13 protein-coding genes are annotated in these 18241 nt (G+C 69.1%); 5 read left to right on the top strand and 8 right to left on the bottom strand.

Annotation, left to right across the window (positions count from 1 at the left end; genetic code table 11):
• Positions 1–138: 138 nt before the first annotated feature.
• On the top strand, positions 139–2265 hold the full coding sequence (locus ACFY5B_RS31100; RefSeq protein WP_389975773.1) for a prolyl oligopeptidase family serine peptidase: 2127 nt from the start codon (positions 139–141) through the stop codon (positions 2263–2265).
• 218 nt (positions 2266–2483) lie between these two features.
• On the opposite strand, the gene ACFY5B_RS31095 is transcribed toward ACFY5B_RS31100, so the two are convergent.
• The 8 genes from ACFY5B_RS31095 to ACFY5B_RS31060 form a co-directional block, all read right to left on the bottom strand.
• The gene (locus ACFY5B_RS31095) at positions 2484–3632 is read right to left on the bottom strand and encodes an ABC transporter ATP-binding protein (RefSeq protein ID WP_389975770.1); all 1149 of its coding nucleotides are present in this window, start codon (positions 3630–3632) and stop codon (positions 2484–2486) included.
• Positions 3625–4683 carry an ABC transporter ATP-binding protein gene (locus ACFY5B_RS31090; protein ID WP_389975767.1) on the bottom strand — a complete coding sequence of 353 codons (1059 nt, stop codon included), beginning with the start codon at positions 4681–4683 and terminating at the stop codon, positions 3625–3627. The genes ACFY5B_RS31095 and ACFY5B_RS31090 overlap by 8 nt, the downstream gene beginning before the upstream one ends.
• An 11-nt stretch (positions 4684–4694) precedes the next feature.
• Positions 4695–5663, bottom strand: coding sequence for an ABC transporter permease (locus ACFY5B_RS31085; protein WP_306929516.1), 969 nt, complete (start codon positions 5661–5663; stop codon positions 4695–4697).
• Positions 5656–6582 carry an ABC transporter permease gene (locus tag ACFY5B_RS31080; RefSeq protein ID WP_053671697.1) on the bottom strand — a complete coding sequence of 309 codons (927 nt, stop codon included), beginning with the start codon at positions 6580–6582 and terminating at the stop codon, positions 5656–5658. Before ACFY5B_RS31080 ends, ACFY5B_RS31085 begins: the two co-directional genes overlap by 8 nt.
• 146 nt (positions 6583–6728) lie before the next feature.
• Positions 6729–8369 (bottom strand): ABC transporter substrate-binding protein, encoded by a 1641-nt coding sequence (locus ACFY5B_RS31075; RefSeq protein ID WP_389975762.1) that lies wholly within the window; start codon positions 8367–8369, stop codon positions 6729–6731.
• Between the two features lie 603 nt (positions 8370–8972).
• The gene (gene typA / locus ACFY5B_RS31070; RefSeq protein ID WP_031103289.1) at positions 8973–10880 is read right to left on the bottom strand and encodes a translational GTPase TypA; all 1908 of its coding nucleotides are present in this window, start codon (positions 10878–10880) and stop codon (positions 8973–8975) included.
• 211 nt (positions 10881–11091) lie between these two features.
• Positions 11092–11724 (bottom strand): hypothetical protein, encoded by a 633-nt coding sequence (locus tag ACFY5B_RS31065; protein WP_389975759.1) that lies wholly within the window; start codon positions 11722–11724, stop codon positions 11092–11094.
• Positions 11725–11838: 114 nt separating this feature from the next.
• Complete coding sequence (locus tag ACFY5B_RS31060; protein ID WP_389975756.1) at positions 11839–14010, bottom strand: ABC transporter family substrate-binding protein; 2172 nt, start codon at positions 14008–14010, stop codon at positions 11839–11841.
• Between the two features lie 288 nt (positions 14011–14298).
• Here ACFY5B_RS31060 and ACFY5B_RS31055 point away from each other — a divergent pair, with 288 nt between their 5' ends.
• The 4 genes from ACFY5B_RS31055 to ACFY5B_RS31040 are packed head-to-tail and all read left to right on the top strand — an operon-like array spanning position 14299 to position 18241.
• Positions 14299–14589 (top strand): hypothetical protein, encoded by a 291-nt coding sequence (locus ACFY5B_RS31055; protein ID WP_389975753.1) that lies wholly within the window; start codon positions 14299–14301, stop codon positions 14587–14589.
• Positions 14590–14646: 57 nt separating this feature from the next.
• The gene (locus ACFY5B_RS31050) at positions 14647–15483 is read left to right on the top strand and encodes a hypothetical protein (protein ID WP_389975751.1); all 837 of its coding nucleotides are present in this window, start codon (positions 14647–14649) and stop codon (positions 15481–15483) included.
• 17 nt (positions 15484–15500) lie between these two features.
• Positions 15501–17468 carry a fumarate reductase/succinate dehydrogenase flavoprotein subunit gene (locus ACFY5B_RS31045; protein ID WP_389975748.1) on the top strand — a complete coding sequence of 656 codons (1968 nt, stop codon included), beginning with the start codon at positions 15501–15503 and terminating at the stop codon, positions 17466–17468.
• Positions 17465–18241, top strand: a complete 777-nt coding sequence (locus ACFY5B_RS31040) for a succinate dehydrogenase/fumarate reductase iron-sulfur subunit (protein ID WP_389975745.1) — start codon at positions 17465–17467, stop codon at positions 18239–18241. Before ACFY5B_RS31045 ends, ACFY5B_RS31040 begins: the two co-directional genes overlap by 4 nt.

Here is an 18241-nt window from a genome sequence, read left to right as displayed (position 1 = left end):
CGGACTATGGGGGCATCAAATCCGTACAGCAGCCAGCAGGTTCATACCCACTATGCGACATTGATCATAACTATCCCTCTGCGCGCATCGATCGGCGCACGGCCGCACAAGGGGGCGCATGGCCAATATGGTCAGGGCATGACGACCGAGCCTCACTCCTTCCCCCGACGGCACGCCCGTACCCAGCGCTTCACGCTCGGCGCGCCGCGTTCGTTCACCGTGGCGCCCGACGGTTCGCGTGTCGTGTTCCTGCGCTCCGGTTCCGGTACGGACCGGGCGAATTCGCTCTGGGTCCTCGACACGCAGGAGGGCACGGAGCGCGTTGCCGCCGACCCGCGCACCCTGCTGGGCGGCGCCTCGGAGGACCTCTCACCCGAGGAACGGGCCCGGCGCGAACGCAGCCGCGAGGGCGGGGCCGGCATCGTCGGGTATGCCACCGACACGGCCGTCGAGTTGGCCTCTTTCGCCTTGTCGGGGCGGCTTTTCGCGGCCGAGCTGCGGGCCGGGACGGCGCGTGAACTGTCCGTGCCGGGGCCGGTGATCGACCCACGTCCGTCGCCCGACGGGCGGCACGTCGCGTATGTCGCGCAGGGTGCCCTGCGGGTGGTGGGCGCCGAGGGAGAGGACGACCGGGCGCTCGCCGGGCCGGAGTCGGAGAATGTCTCGTACGGACTGGCCGAGTTCATCGCGGCCGAGGAGATGGGGCGTTCGCGGGGCTTCTGGTGGGCCCCGGAGTCGGACCGGCTGCTCATGGCGCGGGTGGACGACACGCCGGTGCGGCGCTGGTGGATCGCCGACCCCGCCCATCCGGAGCGGGAGCCGCAGCGAGTGCCGTACCCGGCGGCGGGCACCGGCAACGCGGAGGTGCGGCTGTTCGTGATCGGCCTGGACGGGCTGCGGACGGAGGTCACCTGGGACCGGGCGCGCTACCCGTACCTGGCACATGTCCACTGGTCAGCGGCGGGTGCGCCACTGCTGCTCGTACAGGCGCGCGACCAGCGCAGCCAGCTGATCCTGGCCGTGGATCCGGACTCGGGCGCGACACGGATGGTGCACGCCGACGAAGATCGAACATGGCTTGATCTTTTCCCCGGGGTGCCGTGCTGGAGCCCCTCCGGTCAGCTGGTGCGGATCGCCGACGAGGGCGGTGCGCGGGTGCTGGCGGTCGGGGACCGGCCGCTCACCGGTGCGCAGCTGCACGTCCGGGCCCTGCTGGACGTCTCCGCGCACGACGTGCTGATCTCGGCGTCGGCGGGCGCGGAGGCCTCCGGGGAGCCGGAGACGGGCGAGGTGCACGTGTACCGGGTGAACGAGCTGGGGGTGGAGCGGGTCTCGCGGGAGCCGGGCGTGCACGCGGCGGTGCGGGCCGGGGAGGTGACGGTCCTGGTCTCGGCGGCACTGAACCGGCCAGGTTCACTGGTGCAGGTCCTGCGCGACGGAAAACCGACCAGGACTGTCCCTTCGTACGCCGAAAATCCTGGTATGTCCCCCCGCGTGACACTCACCGAGGGGGGCGCACGCCGTGTCCCGTGCGCCGTGCTTATGCCTCGGGACTACGACGGTGACACCCCACTGCCGGTGCTCATGGACCCGTACGGAGGTCCGCACGGCCAGCGGGTGGTGGCCGCGCACAACGCCCACCTCACCTCGCAGTGGTTCGCGGACCAGGGCTTCGCGGTCGTGGTCGCGGACGGCCGCGGCACCCCGGGCCGCTCCCCCGCCTGGGAGAAGGCGATCCACCACGACTTCACGCTGTCGCTGGACGACCAGGTGGAGGCCCTGGAGGACCTCGCGAAGCGCTACCCCCTGGACCTGTCCCGGGTGGCGATCCGCGGCTGGTCCTACGGCGGCTGGCTGGCGGGCCTGGCGGTGCTGCGCCGTCCGGACGTCTTCCACGCCGGCATCGCGGGCGCACCGGTGACGGACTGGAGCCTGTACGACACCCACTACACCGAGCGCTACCTGGGCACTCCGGCGGAGCACCCGGAGGCGTACGCGAAGAGCTCCCTGATCACCTCCGAGGGGCTGTCCTCCCCCGCCGAGCCGCACCGCCCCCTGATGGTCGTGCACGGCCTCGCCGACGACAACGTCGTGGTCGCCCACGCCCTGCGCCTGTCCTCGGCCCTGCTGGCCGCCGGCCGCCCCCACGAGGTACTGCCGCTGTCCGGCGTCACCCACATCACCCCACAGGAACAGGTCGCCGAGAACCTGCTCCTCCTCCAGGTCGACTTCCTGAAACGCTCCCTGGGCATCACGACCGCCTGAACACGGCGACGGGCCGGGACGCCTCACAGCGCCCCGGCCCGCCTACGGCACCCGCACGGCCGTACGCTGACCAGCCTGACGTGTCCGTATATCGGAACCGGGTCGGCGAAGTTGCCTGCGTGTTAACGCAGTTGGCGGGAGCTCGCGGTGTGGAAGCCCGGCCCGGACAGCAGCGTTTCCCGGCACCCCTGGGGATGCCGGGAAACGAAGCGGCGAGGTCAGGCCGCGTGGACCACGTCCTTCTCCTCAGCGAAGTGGCAGGCCGACTCGTGGGCCGCCGGGGTGTCCGAGCCCTGGAAGCGCTCGGGGATGGCCAGCAGCGGGGTCTCCTGGGCGCACTTGTCCTGGGCCTTCCAGCAGCGGGTGCGGAAGCGGCAGCCCGAGGGCGGGTTGGCCGGGGAAGGGACGTCGCCGGTGAGGATGATCCGCTCGCGGCCCTCGCGGGACTCCGGGTCGGGGACCGGGACGGCCGACAGCAGCGCCTGGGTGTAGGGGTGCGTCGGGTGGTCGTAGATCTCCGTGTCCGAGCCGATCTCGGCCATCTTGCCGAGGTACATCACACCCACGCGGTCCGAGATGTGCCGGACGATCGACAGGTCGTGCGCGATGAAGAGATACGAGAGGTTGAACTCGTTCTGCAGCTTCTCCATCAGGTTGATGACCTGCGCCTGGACGGACACGTCCAGCGCGGAGACCGGCTCGTCGCAGATGATGATCTCGGGGTTGAGCGCGAGGCCGCGGGCGATGCCGATGCGCTGGCGCTGACCGCCCGAGAACTGGTGCGGGTAGCGGTTGATGTACTCCGGGTTGAGGCCGACGACGTCCAGGAGCTCCTGGACCTTGCGGCGGCGGTCGCCCTTCGGCGCCACCTCGGGGTGGATCTCGAAGGTCTCCCCGATGATGTCGCCCACCGTCATACGGGGGTTGAGCGAGGTGTACGGGTCCTGGAACACCATCTGGATGTTCCGGCGGACCGCCTTCAGCGCGCGCCCGGACAGCTTGGTGATGTCCTGGCCCTTGTAGAAGATCTCGCCCGCGGTCGCCTTCTCCAGCATCATCAGCAGCTTGGCGACGGTGGACTTGCCACAGCCGGACTCGCCCACGATGCCGAGAGTCTCGCCCTGGTAGAGGTCGAAGGAGACCCCGTCCACGGCCTTGACCGCACCGATCTGACGCTTGAACAGGATGCCCTGGGTCAGCGGGAAGTGCTTGACCAGGTTGCGCACCTGCAGGATCGGCTCACCGCGTTCGACCGGCGCCTCGATGGCGGCGACGGCCTCCTGTTCGGTGGCCGCGTCGACCGTCTCGACCTCGGTGACGTTGGGGGTGGCGTCCATGGACTCGTCCGTCTTGTCCAGCTCAGCCATGGATCGTCTCCTTCCAGAAGTGGCACGCGCTGCCGCGGCCGACCAGCTCGCCGCCGTCTCGCTCGGTGACCGGGTGCAGCGGCGGGACGTCCGTACGGCAGATGTCCTGCGCCTGCGGGCACCGCGGGTTGAAGGCACAACCGGACGGGATCCGCGTCAGGTTGGGCGGCAGGCCCTTGATCGCGTACAGCTCCTGGCCCTTCTGGTCCAGGCGCGGGATCGACTCGAGCAGACCCTTGGTGTAGGGGTGCGCGGGCCGCTTGTACAGCTCGTGCACGGGCGCGGTCTCCACGATCCGGCCCGCGTACATCACGGCGATCTTGTCCGCGACGTCGGCGACGACACCGAGGTCGTGGGTGATCAGGATCAGGCCCATGTTGTACTCGCGCTGCAGCTCCGCGAGCAGGTCCATCACCTGGGCCTGGACCGTCACGTCGAGGGCCGTGGTCGGCTCGTCGGCGATGATCAGGTCCGGCTCCAGGGCGAGCGCCATGGCGATCATGATGCGCTGGCGCATACCGCCGGAGAACTGGTGCGGGTAGTCGCCGACACGCTCCTTCGCGGCCGGGATCTTCACGCGGTCCATCAGCTCGATGGCCCTGGCCTTGGCTTCCTTCTTGCTCAGGCCCTGGTGGACGCGGAACATCTCGCCGAGCTGGTAGCCGACGGACAGCACGGGGTTCAGCGCGGACAGCGCGTCCTGGAAGATCATGGCGATCTTCCGGCCGCGGATCTTGCGCCGGGCGTCGGCGGACATGGTGAGCATGTCCTCGCCCCGGTACAGGATCTGCCCCTGGGGGATCCGCCCGGGCGGCATGTCGAGGATGCCCATGATCGCCTGCGCGGTCACGGACTTGCCGGAGCCGGACTCGCCGAGCACGGCGAGGGTCTCGCCGGAGCTCACGGTGTAGTTGACGCCGTTGACGGCCTTGGCCACACCGTCACGGGTGTGGAACTCGACGTGCAGGTCGCGCACTTCGAGCAGGGGAACGTCACCCTCGGCCGCTCCGCGCGGCTCGGGGACGTTCCGGGTCTTGTCGATGGTGGTCACGTACGCCCTCCTCAGCGCAGCTTCGGGTCAAGGGCGTCGCGGACCGCGTCGCCGAGCATGATGAACGCGAAGACGGTGAGGCTGAGCATGCCCGCCGGGAACAGCAGCGTGTGCGGGTTGTCCCGGATCACCTTGCTGCCCTCGGAGATGTCGATGCCCCACGAGATCGTCGGGTCGCTGAGGCCGAGGCCGAGGAACGACAGCGTCGCCTCCGCCGAGATGTAACCGCCGAGGGCGATCGTGGCCACGACGATGGTCGGCGCGACGGCGTTCGGCATCACGTGGCGGAACAGGATCCGCGTGGTGCCGGCGCCGAGCGCCCGGGCCGCCGTCACGTAGTCCGCCTGCTTGGCCGTGATCACCGAGCTGCGCATGACGCGGGCGATCGAGGTCCACCCCAGGAAGGCCAGGGCCAGGATGACCACGTAGACCTTGCGCTCGGTGAAGGCGTTCAGGACGACCATCGTGCCGAGCAGGAACGGCAGGCCGAAGAAGATGTCGACGATCCGGGAGATCACCGAGTCGATCCAGCCGCCGAAGTAGCCCGCCAGCATGCCGAGCAGACCGCCGAGCAGCGTGACGGCCGCGGTGACGCAGACGCCGACGAGGATCGAGGCACGGGTGCCGTGGATGACGCGCGAGTAGATCGAGCGGCCCTGCTGGTCGTAGCCGAACCAGTCGGGCTGGAAGAAGTGCCCCAGCTCCGGCTTGCCCAGGTAGTGGTGGACCAGGTCGCCGTCACGCGGGTCGACGCTGGTGAACCAGCCGGGGAACGCGGCGATCACGAGCAGCATGACCAGCAGCACCGAGGAGATCCAGAACATGGGCCGGTGCCGCAGGTCGTACCAGGCGTCGCCCCACAGGGAGCGGGGTTTCTCGCTCTTCTGCGTGCTCTCCTTGCCGGGTGCGTCGACGGCCGGCGGGGCGATGGCGTCCACGGCCGCGGCGTCGGTGGTCTGGGCCTTGGTCACGTCAGGCATACCGGATCCTCGGGTCCAGGACCGCGTACAGCAGGTCGATGAGCAGGTTGATCAGGAGGATGACGAGGACGAGGACCGTCACCACACCCGTGACCGTCGAGCCCTCGCTCGTCTGGATCGCCCTGTAGAGGAGGTTACCGACACCCTGGATGTTGAAGATGCCCTCGGTGATGACCGCGCCGCCGATGAAGCCGCCGACGTCGGTACCGACGAAGGTGACGACCGGGATCAGCGAGTTCCGCAGCAGGTGGACACCGATGATGCGGCGCCGGGGCAGCCCCTTGGCCAGCGCGGTGCGCATGTAGTCGGCCCGCAGGTTCTCGGCGAAGGTCGTCCTGGTCAGCCGGGCCACGTAGGCCATGGACAGCATGGCCAGGACGAACGCGGGCAGGAACAACTGCGAATAGTCCGTGGAGTCCTGGACGTTGGGCGGCAGCCAGCCGAGTTCGTCGGCGAAGATGAACCGGGCGATGAAGCCGAGGACGAACACCGGGATGGAGATCACCGTCAGGGTGAAGACCAGCACGCCGGTGTCGGCGGCCTTGCCGGCCCGCAGACCGGCCCACGCGCCCAGGCCGACACCGATGATGATCTCGATGGTGATGGCGAGCAGCGTCAGCCGCAGGGTCACCGGGAAGGCCTCGCTCATGAGGTCGATGACCGGGCGTCCGGCGAGGTTGTTGCCGAAGTCTCCCTTGAGGAGATTCAGCATGTAGTGGAAGTACTGCTCGAGGACGGGCTTGTCGAAGCCGTACTCGCGCTTGATCTGCGCGATCTGTGCGGGATCGGGAGCCTTGTCCCCGTAGATGGCCCGGACCGGGTCGCCCGGCAGGATGTGGACCATCAGGAAGATCAACAGAGTTGTCCCGATGAAGATCGGGATCATCTGGAGCAGTCGCCTGGCGGCGTAGCGCCCCATCTTGCGCCTCCATGCCGTGAGGGGTCGGCGAGGCCTGCGCACTCATCTACCGCAGGTGAGGAGGGTGAGGTGGAGGCCTGTGCCTACGGACCGGCGCCGCCGCTCCCCTTGTGCGGGAGGGGCGGCACCGGTCTGCGGTCGTCTGGTTACTTCTGCTTGACCTGGATGGTGTCGAAGATCGGGTCACCGTCCTGGCCGTACTCGATCTTGCCCAGGATGTTCTTGGACTGACCGCTGTTGACCTTGTAGAACCAGAGCGGAATGGCCGGCATGTCCTTGGCGAGGAGCTGCTCCGCCTGCTGGTACATCTTCACGGTCTCGTCGATCGAGCTGGCCTTGTCCGCCTCGGAGCTCAGCTTGTCGAACTCCTTGTTGGAGTAGCCGCTCGTGTTGCCGGCCGCCGTGGTGCCGTACAGGTCGCGCATGAAGTTCGAGTTGACCGGGTAGTCGAGCACCCAGCCACCGCGGTACATGGACTTGACCTGGTCCTTGTCACGGGCGTCGAGGTCGGCCTGGAAGGTCGGCTTCGGGTCGCCGGTGCACTCCACGCCGGTGGACTTGCGGATCGAGTTGCAGACCGCGTCGACCCAGGGCTTGTGGTCCTGGTCGGCGTTGTACTGGATCTGGATCTTGTTGCCCGGGACGCCGCCACCCTCCTGGATGAGCTTCTTGGCCTGGGCCGGGTCGAACTTGACGATGTCGCCGAGCGCGCCCTCCTTGTAGCCGAGGACGCCCGGGGCGACGTAGGAGTCGGCCGGGGTACGCGTGCCCTGGAGGACGGTCTTGGTGATCGTCTGGCGGTCGATCGCCATGGACAGACCCTGGATGACCTTGGGGTCGATGTCCTTGAACTGCTTGGTGTAGAACGCCGGGACGATCGACTGGACGGCCGAGTAGGGCTCGTCGATGGCGCGGTCGCCGAGGTCGGTCTTGTAGTTCGTCAGCGCGGTGGTCGGGACCTGCTCGATCCAGTCCACGTTGTCCGAACGCAGGTCCGAGTACGCGGCGTCGGCGGTCGTGTAGTTCTTGAAGTCGATGCCGCCGTTCTTGGCGACGTTCGGACCCTTGTAGCCCGCGAACTTGCGGACCTTGATGAGCTTGTTGTGCTCCCAGGACACGAACTTGTACGGGCCGTTGCCGACCGGCTTCTCGCCGAAGCCCTTCGGGTCCTTGAAGAAGGCCTCGGGCAGCGGAGCCCACACGTCGTAGCCCAGCTTGTACGCGAAGTACGAGACCGGCTGCGTCAGCTTGATCGTGAAGGTGTTGTCGTCGACGACCTTCAGACCCGACATCTTGTCGCTCTTCGGGTCACCCTTCTCCGGGTGCACGTCCTCGAAGCCGACGATGTCCGAGAACCAGCTGGAGTTGGTCTGGTTGTTCTTGATGTTGGCGGACCAGTTCCAGGAGTCCACGTAGGACTTCGCGGTGACCGGGGTGCCGTCGTGGAACTTCCAGCCCGGCTTGAGCTTGACGGTCCACTCCGACGAGTCCTTGTTCGGCGTGACCGACTCGGCGTTGATGTACTCGAGCTTGCCGGTGCCGGGCTCGTAGTCGACCAGGCCGGCGAAGATCGTGCGCAGCACGCGGCTGCCCTGGCTCTCCTTGGCGTTGGCCGGCTGGAGCGGGTTCTGCGGTTCGCTCAGCTGCGCAGTGACGATGCCGTTCGGGTCGGCCTTCCCCTTGTTCATGTCGTCGCCGGCACTGTCGTCGCCGCCGCCGCAGGCAGTGGCGGCCAGGGCGACGACTATCGCCCCCGCGACCCACTTGGCGCTCTTGGCACCGCGCATGGGTTCCTCCTAGAAGTCATTGGTTCACGCGAAGGGAGCACACGACACATCACGGCCCCCGCCCGTCGCCGGTGCCGGAATTCGTCGAGTGCCCCCGCGCTCGTGAGTCGCGCCGCTGCCGGCTACTGACCCGTACATCCGAGCTCTACGCGCCTAACTATCTGCCAAACGCCAGGACCGAACCACACTCTCGAGGTCTCGGTTCGATCACAGCTCTCGCCTACATCTTCCAAAATCCGGACAAAGGGTTTGGTGAAAGATCCCTGCGAAACGGACTTGTTACACATCTATCGGTGTCGGCTGTCCGCATTCCGGACACGAGAGTGAGATAAACCGCTTGCGGCGTACCGTGGAATCCGTGCAGGGTTCCATCGATGTCTGTCGCACGCTCAAGTAGCTTGTGCGGCAAGGCCGTTGCGCGATCCCCGAGGCCGGGGACGCGCGGCGCTTCCGGAGCAGGGTAGTGGGAGAAAACCGCCCCTGACGGCTGTGACCGGCAAATCGAGGGTTTTCCCTACCCCTTCCCTTCGCGTTCCCCCTCCTTTACACAACGGCACCGGGCACCCCGCATGAGCGGGGTGCCCGGTGCCGTGGTGAAGGACGTCAGCCGTGCTTGGCGCGGCTAGCGGCGCGGGCGCGCTCGCGGGCGTCCAGATTCACCTTGCGGATGCGCACGGCCTCCGGGGTGACCTCGACGCACTCGTCGTCCCGGCAGAACTCCAGGGACTGCTCCAGCGACAGCTTGCGCGGCGGGACGATCGCCTCGAACGAGTCGGCCGAGGAGGACCGCATGTTCGTGAGCTTCTTCTCCTTGGTGATGTTCACGTCCATGTCGTCGGAGCGCGAGTTCTCGCCGACGATCATGCCCTCGTACACCTCGGTGCCGGGGTCCACGAAGAGCACGCCGCGCTCCTGGAGGTTCGTCATCGCGAAGGCGGTGACGGCACCGGAGCGGTCGGCGACCAGCGAGCCGTTGTTACGGGTCTGCAGGGTGCCGAACCAGGGCTCGAAGCCCTCGTGGATGGAGTGGCCGATGCCGGTGCCGCGGGTCTGGGTCAGGAACTCGGTCCGGAACCCGATGAGACCGCGGGACGGCACCACGAACTCCATGCGGACCCAGCCGGAGCCGTGGTTCGACATGTTGTCCATGCGGCCCTTGCGGACGCCCATGAGCTGCGTGACCGCGCCCATGTGCTCCTCGGGCACGTCGATCGTCATGCGCTCGACGGGCTCGTACGTCTTGCCGTCGACCTCCTTGGTGACGACCTGCGGCTTGCCGATGGTCAGCTCGAAGCCCTCGCGGCGCATCTGCTCGACCAGGATGGCCAGCGCCAGCTCACCACGGCCCTGCACCTCCCAGGCGTCGGGACGCTCGGTGTCCAGCACCCGGAGGCTGACGTTACCGATCAGCTCGCGGTCGAGGCGGTCCTTGACCTGGCGGGCGGTGACCTTGCGGTCCTTGACGGCCGCCTTGTTGTCGGCGCCCTTGCCGGTGGCGCCACGGCCGACCAGCGGGGAGGTGTTGGTACCGATGACCATGGAGATCGCGGGCTCGTCGACCGTGATCAGCGGCAGCGCGACCGGGTTCTCCGGGTCGGCCAGCGTCTCGCCGATCATGATGTCCGGGATACCGGCGACGGCGCAGATGTCACCGGGGCCGGCCATCTCGGCCGGCTTGCGGGTGAGCGCCTCGGTCATCATCAGCTCGGAGATGCGGACGTTGCTGACGGACCCGTCGCGCTTCATCCACGCGACCGTCTGGCCCTTGCGCAGCTCGCCCTGCTCGACGCGGAGCAGCGCGATACGGCCGAGGAAGTTGTCGGCGTCCAGGTTGGTGACGTGGGCCTGGAGCGGGGCGGCCTCGTCGTAGGTCGGGGCCGGGATGTGCTCCAGGATCGTGGAGAAGAACGGCTCCAGGCTGGTGGAGTCGGCGGGGACCGTGCCGTTGTCCGGCTTGGTCAGCGAGGCGATGCCGTCGCGGCCGCAGGCGTAGACGATCGGGAACTCGATCTGCTCCTCGTCGGCGTCCAGGTCGAGGAACAGGTCGTACGTCTCGTTGACGACCTCGTCGATCCGGGAGTCCGGGCGGTCCGTCTTGTTGATGCACAGGATGACGGGCAGGCGCTGCTGGAGCGCCTTGCGCAGCACGAAGCGGGTCTGCGGGAGCGGGCCCTCGGAGGCGTCCACGAGCAGGACGACACCGTCGACCATCGACAGACCACGCTCCACCTCACCACCGAAGTCGGCGTGACCGGGGGTGTCGATGATGTTGATGGTGATGACGTCCCCCCCGTCCTTCGGGTGGTACTTCACCGCCGTGTTCTTGGCCAGGATCGTGATGCCCTTCTCACGCTCCAGGTCGTTCGAGTCCATCATGCGGTCGTCGACGCCTTCGAGCTGGTGCGCGGCGAAGGCGCCGGCCTGCTTCAGCATGCCGTCGACGATGGTGGTCTTGCCGTGGTCGACGTGGGCGACGATGGCGACGTTGCGGATGTCGTGGCGCGTGGCCATAAAAGGCGTACTCCCGGAGTGGTGAGGAATGCCCTGCGCGGACGTCTGCGGTGCGCGGGCCCTGCCGGGCTGAACGTGCCACGGCCTCACCCCATGGTACGGGTGCGCTGCGGCTGGGACGCCCCGGGAGGCGTATACGCAGGTGGCGAGGGTTCCACGGCTTCCTCCAGGGCGCCCGGCGGCCGGGGCGGGCCGCCGGGGACGGCTCGGCTCAGTCCGCTGCCCTCGCGGCCCGGGAGTCCGCGGGGCACAGTTCACCGGCCGCCGCACGGCCGGCCGCGCCGTCGGAGGAGGGCTCCTCGGAACAGGGCATGAAGCCGCTGCCGGTGCCCTCCCAGGTCCGCACCCGCCCCTTGACGGGCTCGTCGTTTCCGCAGGTGTACGTGAAGTCGGCCGTGACCAGCTCGACGTAGCCCCAGGCGTAGTAGGCGCCCTTGAGGTCGCCGGTCTCCGCCTCGAAGTAGTGGTCCCTCTCCGGCACTTCCTCCTCGGACGGGCCGGCGAGCGGTTCCTCGGTCTTCAGGTGCCTGCCCAGGGCCTTGATGACCCCTGCCGCGCCGACGCCCTCGGGCGTACCGGTCACCGAGGGCCGGTACACCCTGTCGCCGACGGGCTCGAGGCGGGAGGTGTAGCTGTCGGTCTTCTTCTTGAACCAGATCGGGTCGGACAGCGCGGTCAGCCGCTGCTCCCGCCGGACACCCGACCAGGCGTACGTACCCTCCGCGCAGGCCTCCGCCCTGCCGTTCCCGTCGCCACCCGAGCCGCCCGAACAGGCCGCTGCCGCCGTCACCAGCGCCCCGACGACCAGCCCGGCCCGCCAGACCCGTCCCACCGTGCCGCGCATCCGCCCGCCCCCGTCCCCCGTGTACGGACGCCCGGCGTCCGCACCATGATCACTGCTCGCCTCATGGTGCGGACGCCGGGCGCGGGACGGCAAGGCGTTTGAGCGTTCCCAGAGCTACGGGGCGGTCGAGCCCTTCACCGACGGGCCCGCCGCCGGCTTCGCGCCCTTCTTCAGGAAGCCCATGTCCTCGTAGACCGGCGTGCCGAAGCCGAAGGCGCCGGTGTTGACCAGGTTCTTGCGGGCCGCCAGGAGCTGGGGGCGCTGGAAGAGGGGGATCGAGCCCGCCGCCGCCCAGATCCTGGAGTCGGCCTTGCGGAGCAGGGAGCGGGACTCGCTCTCGTCGAGGGTGGCCACGGCCTCGTCGAAGAGCTGGTCGACCTGGTCGGTGCCGACGCGGGTGTAGTTCTGCTCGACGTTCAGCGAGCCGTCGGCGGCCGGGACGGGCTTGGCGTAGACGGGGCGGGCGTCGGTGGCGGGGAACGCCGTGGCGGGCCAGGAGTACAGGGCGAGGTCGTACTGGCCGGACGCGATGTGGTCCTTGAAGTAGGACTCGTCGGAGACCTTGGAGATCTCGGTCGTGATGCCGACGCGCTCCAGCATGCGGGAGATGCGGTTCGCGACCGTGCGCAGCGTCTGGGAGCCGGGCCCGGAGGGCAGCACGAAGCGGAGCGTGAGAGCCTTGCCGTTCTTGGCGAGCGGGGCGGCCTCCTGGTTCGCCGGGGCGGCGGTGCCGCGGGGGGCGTACGCCCCGGGCGCGCCACCCTGGTGCGGGGGCGCGTACTGCTTGCCGTCCCGGGCGAGGTGCTCCGCGGGGTCCGGTCCCCGCCGCGCCTTGTCGTCCTCGCCGCTGTCGTCGGACTTCCCGCCCTCGGGACCGGCGGCCTTGCCGCCCTCGGGACCGGCCGCCTCCTCTTTCTTCTTCTCCTCCTTGACCGGGCCGCCGCGCACCCACCCGGCGTCCGCGAGCAGGGCCTGGGCCTCCTTGGTGTCCTGGCCGCCGAGGGCGCCGCTGTTGTCGGCGTAGGCGGCCTGGCCGGACAGGGCGAGGTGGCTGCCGACCGGGACGGCGGGCAGGCCGAGGGGCCCCAGGACGACCCGGGCGAGTTCCTTGCGGTCCAGGGCGCGGGCGACCGCCCTGCGGACGCGCTCGTCGGTGAGCGGGCCCTCGGCGCCGTTCAGGGCGAGCTGGGTGTAGGCGGGCTCCAGGGACTTGCGTACCTCGAAACCGCTGAGGGCCTGCTGCTGCCGGGTGTACTTGACGACCGCCTTGCGCAGCTTCTTGCGGGCGACGATCTCCTCGTCGGCGGCGTCCTCGTCGGAGCCGTTGGCGCGGGCCCAGGACTCCAGGGAGTCAGCGGCGGACCGGTCGGCGCCGGGGCCCATCTGCGGGCCGGTGGAACCCTGCGGGCGGGCGGCGACGGTGATGCGGCGGGCCGCCGTGGGGTCGATCTCGGCCAGGTCGAGGTCGCCGGCGGCCAGCTCGGCGGCCCGCTTGTCGCGCGGGACGGTGCGCAGCACGATCTCGGAGAGCTTGGCCGGCTTGCCCCACCAGCGCGGGCTGCGGGCGAGGGTGATCTCCTCGTCCTTGCGGTCGACCTCCTTCACGGTGAAGGGTCCGGCGGTGACCTTGAGCTTCTTGCGGGCCCCGTCGTTGAAGGAGTCCGGGGTGCCCATGACGTCCTTCGGGTACAGCGGGGAGAACAGCGAGCGCCAGTCCGCGTACGGGCGGCTGAAGGTGACCCGGACCTCCAGGGCGTTTTCGCCGCGCTCGATCTTCTGGATGCGGTCGTAGCCGGCGTTGCGGGCGGTCCAGTAGGCGGTGTTCTTGCCGGACAGGGCGCGCCACTGGGCGGCGAAGTCGGCGGCGCCGATCTCCCGGCCGTCGCTCCAGACGGCCTGCTGGTTGAGCTTGTACAGGACGACCTGCTTGGGCTCGGTGTCGACGACCTCGGCGGACTCCAGATAGTCGGGGTTGCGCTCCGGGCGGCCGGAGGCGTCCATACGGAACATCGACGGCAGGACGGCCTGGGCGACGCGGGCGGTGGTGGCGTCGGCGTCCGACTGGAAGGTGTTCAGCGTGTCGGGTACGGAGTCGACGGCCCAGCGCAGCGTGCCGCCGTCGGTGATCCGGTCGCGGGGGGCGGGCTGGATGTCCTGCCCGGCGAGCGGCTTGCCGGACGGGTCGTCGGAGCCGCATCCGGCGAGCGCGGGCACCGCGAGCACGCCCGCGGTGAGGAAGGCGACCGAGCGCATGACCGCGCGCGGGCCGACGCCGTGCTGGGACATCTGTGCTACCTCCGGGAAGCCGCGGGCGTTATGATCACTTTTGGCGGTATTTGGAGTTCATCTGATGTATGCGGCCACTGAAGAGGAAAGGGTTCGGCAACACAGAGCGACACGGCGGTCACCGACGGGAAGTCACCCGTGCGGCGCAACGCACCGCACAGTGCACCCGCACGCCTCGGCCAATCGATGCACATCCCTTCACAGCACAAGGTGTGACGCGCAACACTCGCAGGCGCATGAGCGTTGCCGCCTTGGGCCATGAAGGACCCGCGGAAGTGAGGGCAAGTCATGTCCGTTCACGACGAACTGACGTCAGTCCAGCGCAGTCTCGACGAAGTGTTGCGATCGCTGGGACGTCTGGAGAAGCAGCTCGGCACCGGCGGCCTGGAGATGCGCCGCGTCCGTGCCGACGCCAACCACCTGCGCGAGAGCGTCGCCCTGCTGCGCGACGCCGCCGCGTCATCGGCCGCGCCGACCCGCCCCGAGCTGGTCACCATCTCGGACACGCCGTACGACTCCGCCCTGTGGAGCGACTCGGACGACGAGGGGCTCGGCGCCCGGGACCGGCGCGCTCCCTGATCCGGGGAGGAGTCGAGCCCGACCGGCACCTCCCCCGAACCCGACCGGAGTCGTCACGTGGCCACTGGTACGGAAACCCCTGCCACCGAACCCAGACCTGAGAGCGGCGGTGTCCGGGGCGCTGCGCGGGCCGCGATCGCCGCCCCGCACCTGCGCACCGACCGCTGGTGGCTGGCCCCGGCCGGCACCGCCGCGGGCCTGCTCGCCTTCATCGTCTACTCGACCTGGCGGGCCTTCGCGAACACCGACTACTACGCGGCACCGTACGTCTCGCCGTTCTACTCCCCGTGCCTGGCGGAGAACTGCGAGCCGATGAGGTCCGGCCCGAACTGGGAACTCCTCGGGAGCTGGTGGGGCATCTCCCCCGCGATCATCATCCTGATCTTCCCGCTCGGCTTCCGCCTGACCTGCTACTACTACCGCAAGGCCTACTACCGGGGCTTCTGGGCGTCGCCGCCGGCCTGCGCGGTGGCCGAGCCGCACAAGAAGTACACCGGCGAGACCCGCTTCCCGCTGATCCTGCAGAACATCCACCGGTACTTCTTCTACGCCGCGATCGTGGTCGCCGGGATCCTGACCTACGACACCGTGCTCGCCTTCCGCGACGAGACCTACGCCTGGGGCCACATGGGTCTCGGCACGCTCGTGTTCCTGGTCAACATCGTGCTGATCTGGGCGTACACGATCTCCTGCCACTCCTGCCGGCACATCGTCGGCGGCAAGCTCAAGCACTTCTCCAAGCATCCCGTGCGCTACCGGATGTGGCAGTGGGCGGGGAAGCTCAACGCCCGGCACATGCAGCTCGCCTGGGCGTCGCTGGTGAGCGTGGCGCTCGCCGACTTCTACGTCTACCTGGTCGCGTCGGGCGCCTTCGACGATCCGCGCTTCTTCTAGAGGGATGAGGCCTTCTGATGTCCGTGGTCGACCGGCAGGAGTGGGACGTCGTCGTGGTGGGCGCGGGCGGTGCCGGGCTGCGCGCCGCCATCGAGGCCCGCGAGCGGGGCGCCCGTACGGCCGTGATCTGCAAGTCGCTGTTCGGCAAGGCGCACACGGTGATGGCCGAGGGCGGCATCGCGGCGGCGATGGCCAACGCCAACGAGAACGACTCCTGGCAGGTGCACTTCCGCGACACCATGCGCGGCGGCAAGTTCCTCAACCAGTGGCGGATGGCCGAGCTGCACGCCCAGGAGGCGCCGCAGCGGGTGTGGGAGCTGGAGACCTGGGGCGCGCTCTTCGACCGTACGAAGGACGGCCGGATCTCCCAGCGCAACTTCGGCGGCCACGAGTACCCCCGCCTCGCGCACGTCGGTGACCGCACCGGCCTGGAGCTGATCCGCACCCTCCAGCAGAAGATCGTCTCTCTCCAGCAGGAGGACTACAAGGAGACCGGCGACTACGAGTCCCGGCTGAAGGTCTTCCAGGAGTGCACGGTCACGCGCGTGCTGAAGACCGTGTCCGACAGCGGCTCCGCCGCGGGCGGCGGCCGGGTCTCCGGGGTCTTCGCCTACGAGCGCGAGTCGGGCCGGTTCTTCGTGCTGGAGGCACCGGCCGTGGTGATCGCCACCGGCGGCATCGGCAAGTCCTTCAAGGTGACGTCGAACTCCTGGGAGTACACGGGCGACGGCCATGCGCTGGCCCTGCTCGCGGGCGCTCCCCTGCTGAACATGGAGTTCGTGCAGTTCCACCCGACCGGCATGGTCTGGCCGCCGTCGGTGAAGGGCATCCTCGTCACCGAGTCGGTGCGCGGCGACGGCGGGGTGCTGCGCAACTCCGACGGCAAGCGGTTCATGTTCGACTACATCCCCGACGTCTTCAAGGACAAGTACGCCGAGACGGAGGAGGAGGGCGACCGCTGGTACGACGACCCGGACCACAACAGGCGCCCGCCCGAGCTGCTCCCCCGCGACGAGGTCGCGCGAGCCATCAACGCCGAGGTGAAGGAGGGACGCGGCTCCCCGCACGGAGGCGTGTTCCTCGACGTGTCGACCCGGATGCCCGCCGAGGTCATCAGGCGCCGACTGCCGTCGATGTACCACCAGTTCAAGGAGCTGGCGGACGTCGACATCACGGCGGAGGCGATGGAGGTGGGGCCCACCTGCCACTACGTGATGGGCGGAGTCGCGGTCGACTCCGACACGGCGGCGGCGCGCGGGGTGCCCGGGCTGTACGCGGCCGGTGAGGTGGCCGGCGGCATGCACGGCTCCAACCGGCTCGGCGGCAACTCCCTGTCCGACCTGCTGGTGTTCGGCCGCCGGGCGGGCCGGCACGCGGCCGATTACACGGCAGGCCTGGCGGGGGCGCGGCCCGTGGTGGACGACGTCCAGGTCGACTCGGCGGCTGCGGAGGCCCTGCGGCCCTTCTCGGCCGAGGCGGAGATCGAGGAACCGGCGGGCGGTCCGCCGGAGAACCCGTACACCCTGCACCAGGAGCTCCAGCAGACGATGAACGACCTGGTCGGCATCATCCGCCGGGAGCCGGAGATGAAGCAGGCCCTTCAGAAGCTGGCCGAGCTGCGGCTACGGGCCCGCCGGGCCGGGGTCGAGGGGCACCGGCAGTTCAACCCGGGCTGGCACCTCGCCCTGGACCTCAGGAACATGCTGCTGGTGAGCGAGTGCGTGGCGCGGGCCGCGCTGGAGCGCACCGAGTCGCGCGGCGGGCACACCCGGGAGGACCATCCGGGCATGGACCGCAAGTGGCGGCGGATCAACCTGCTGTGCGCGCTCACCGACCCGACGGGCGGCCTGGCGGCGACGGACCCGGTCCGCGGCCAGATCACCCTCACCCGGGAGACCACCGAACCCGTCCGTACCGACCTGCTCGCCCTGTTCGACAAGGAGGAGCTGGTCAAGTACCTCGCCGAAGAGGAGCTGTACGAATGAGCGGCTACACGGCCCACTTCAAGGTGTGGCGCGGGGACGTGAGCGGCGGCGGCCTGGAGGACTTCGAGGTCGAGGTCAACGACGGCGAGGTGGTGCTCGACATCATCCACCGCCTCCAGGCCACCCAGACACCCGACCTCGCCGTGCGCTGGAACTGCAAGGCGGGCAAGTGCGGTTCCTGCTCCGCGGAGATCAACGGCCGGCCGCGGCTGATGTGCATGACCCGCATGTCGGTGTTCGACCGGGACGAGACCATCACGGTGACGCCGCTGCGGGCGTTCCCGGTCGTCCGCGACCTGGTCACCGACGTCGGCTTCAACTACCAGAAGGCGAGGGAGGTCCCGGCCTTCGTCCCGCCGGCCGGTGTCGCTCCGGGCGAGTACCGCATGATGCAGGAGGACGTGGACCGCTCGCAGGAGTTCCGCAAGTGCATCGAGTGCTTCCTGTGCCAGGACACCTGCCATGTGGTGCGCGACCACGAGGAGAACAAGCAGGCGTTCGCCGGGCCGCGTTTCCTGATGCGGGTGGCGGAGCTGGACATGCACCCGCTGGACGCGGCGGCGGAGTCGGGCCTGGACCGCAAGAGCACCGCCCAGGACGAACACGGCCTCGGCTACTGCAACATCACCAAGTGCTGCACGGAGGTCTGTCCCGAGGGCATCAAGATCACGGACAACGCGCTGATCCCCCTGAAGGAACGGGCGGCCGACCGCAAGTACGACCCGCTGGTGTGGCTGGGATCGAAGATCAGGAGGCGGTCCTCAGCAGGCTGA

The sequence above is a fragment of the Streptomyces sp. NPDC013187 genome (assembly GCF_042899705.1).
Classification (GTDB): domain Bacteria; phylum Actinomycetota; class Actinomycetes; order Streptomycetales; family Streptomycetaceae; genus Streptomyces; species Streptomyces hawaiiensis_A.
Note: the sequence above shows the minus strand (reverse complement) of the source record. Positions and strands in the feature narration are given on the sequence as shown.

What these genes read in the sequence shown, in the direction of transcription:
- ACFY5B_RS31045 (WP_389975748.1), top strand. Translation starts at nt 15,501, where the DNA reads ATGTCCGTGGTCGACCGGCAGGAGTGGGACGTCGTCGTGGTGGGCGCG.
- ACFY5B_RS31040 (WP_389975745.1), top strand. Translation starts at nt 17,465, where the DNA reads ATGAGCGGCTACACGGCCCACTTCAAGGTGTGGCGCGGGGACGTGAGC.
- ACFY5B_RS31095 (WP_389975770.1), bottom strand. Translation starts at nt 3,632, where the DNA reads ATGGCTGAGCTGGACAAGACGGACGAGTCCATGGACGCCACCCCCAAC.
- ACFY5B_RS31075 (WP_389975762.1), bottom strand. Translation starts at nt 8,369, where the DNA reads ATGCGCGGTGCCAAGAGCGCCAAGTGGGTCGCGGGGGCGATAGTCGTC.
- ACFY5B_RS31080 (WP_053671697.1), bottom strand. Translation starts at nt 6,582, where the DNA reads ATGGGGCGCTACGCCGCCAGGCGACTGCTCCAGATGATCCCGATCTTC.
- ACFY5B_RS31055 (WP_389975753.1), top strand. Translation starts at nt 14,299, where the DNA reads ATGTCCGTTCACGACGAACTGACGTCAGTCCAGCGCAGTCTCGACGAA.
- ACFY5B_RS31065 (WP_389975759.1), bottom strand. Translation starts at nt 11,724, where the DNA reads ATGCGCGGCACGGTGGGACGGGTCTGGCGGGCCGGGCTGGTCGTCGGG.
- ACFY5B_RS31100 (WP_389975773.1), top strand. Translation starts at nt 139, where the DNA reads ATGACGACCGAGCCTCACTCCTTCCCCCGACGGCACGCCCGTACCCAG.
- typA (WP_031103289.1), bottom strand. Translation starts at nt 10,880, where the DNA reads ATGGCCACGCGCCACGACATCCGCAACGTCGCCATCGTCGCCCACGTC.
- ACFY5B_RS31085 (WP_306929516.1), bottom strand. Translation starts at nt 5,663, where the DNA reads ATGCCTGACGTGACCAAGGCCCAGACCACCGACGCCGCGGCCGTGGAC.
- ACFY5B_RS31060 (WP_389975756.1), bottom strand. Translation starts at nt 14,010, where the DNA reads ATGTCCCAGCACGGCGTCGGCCCGCGCGCGGTCATGCGCTCGGTCGCC.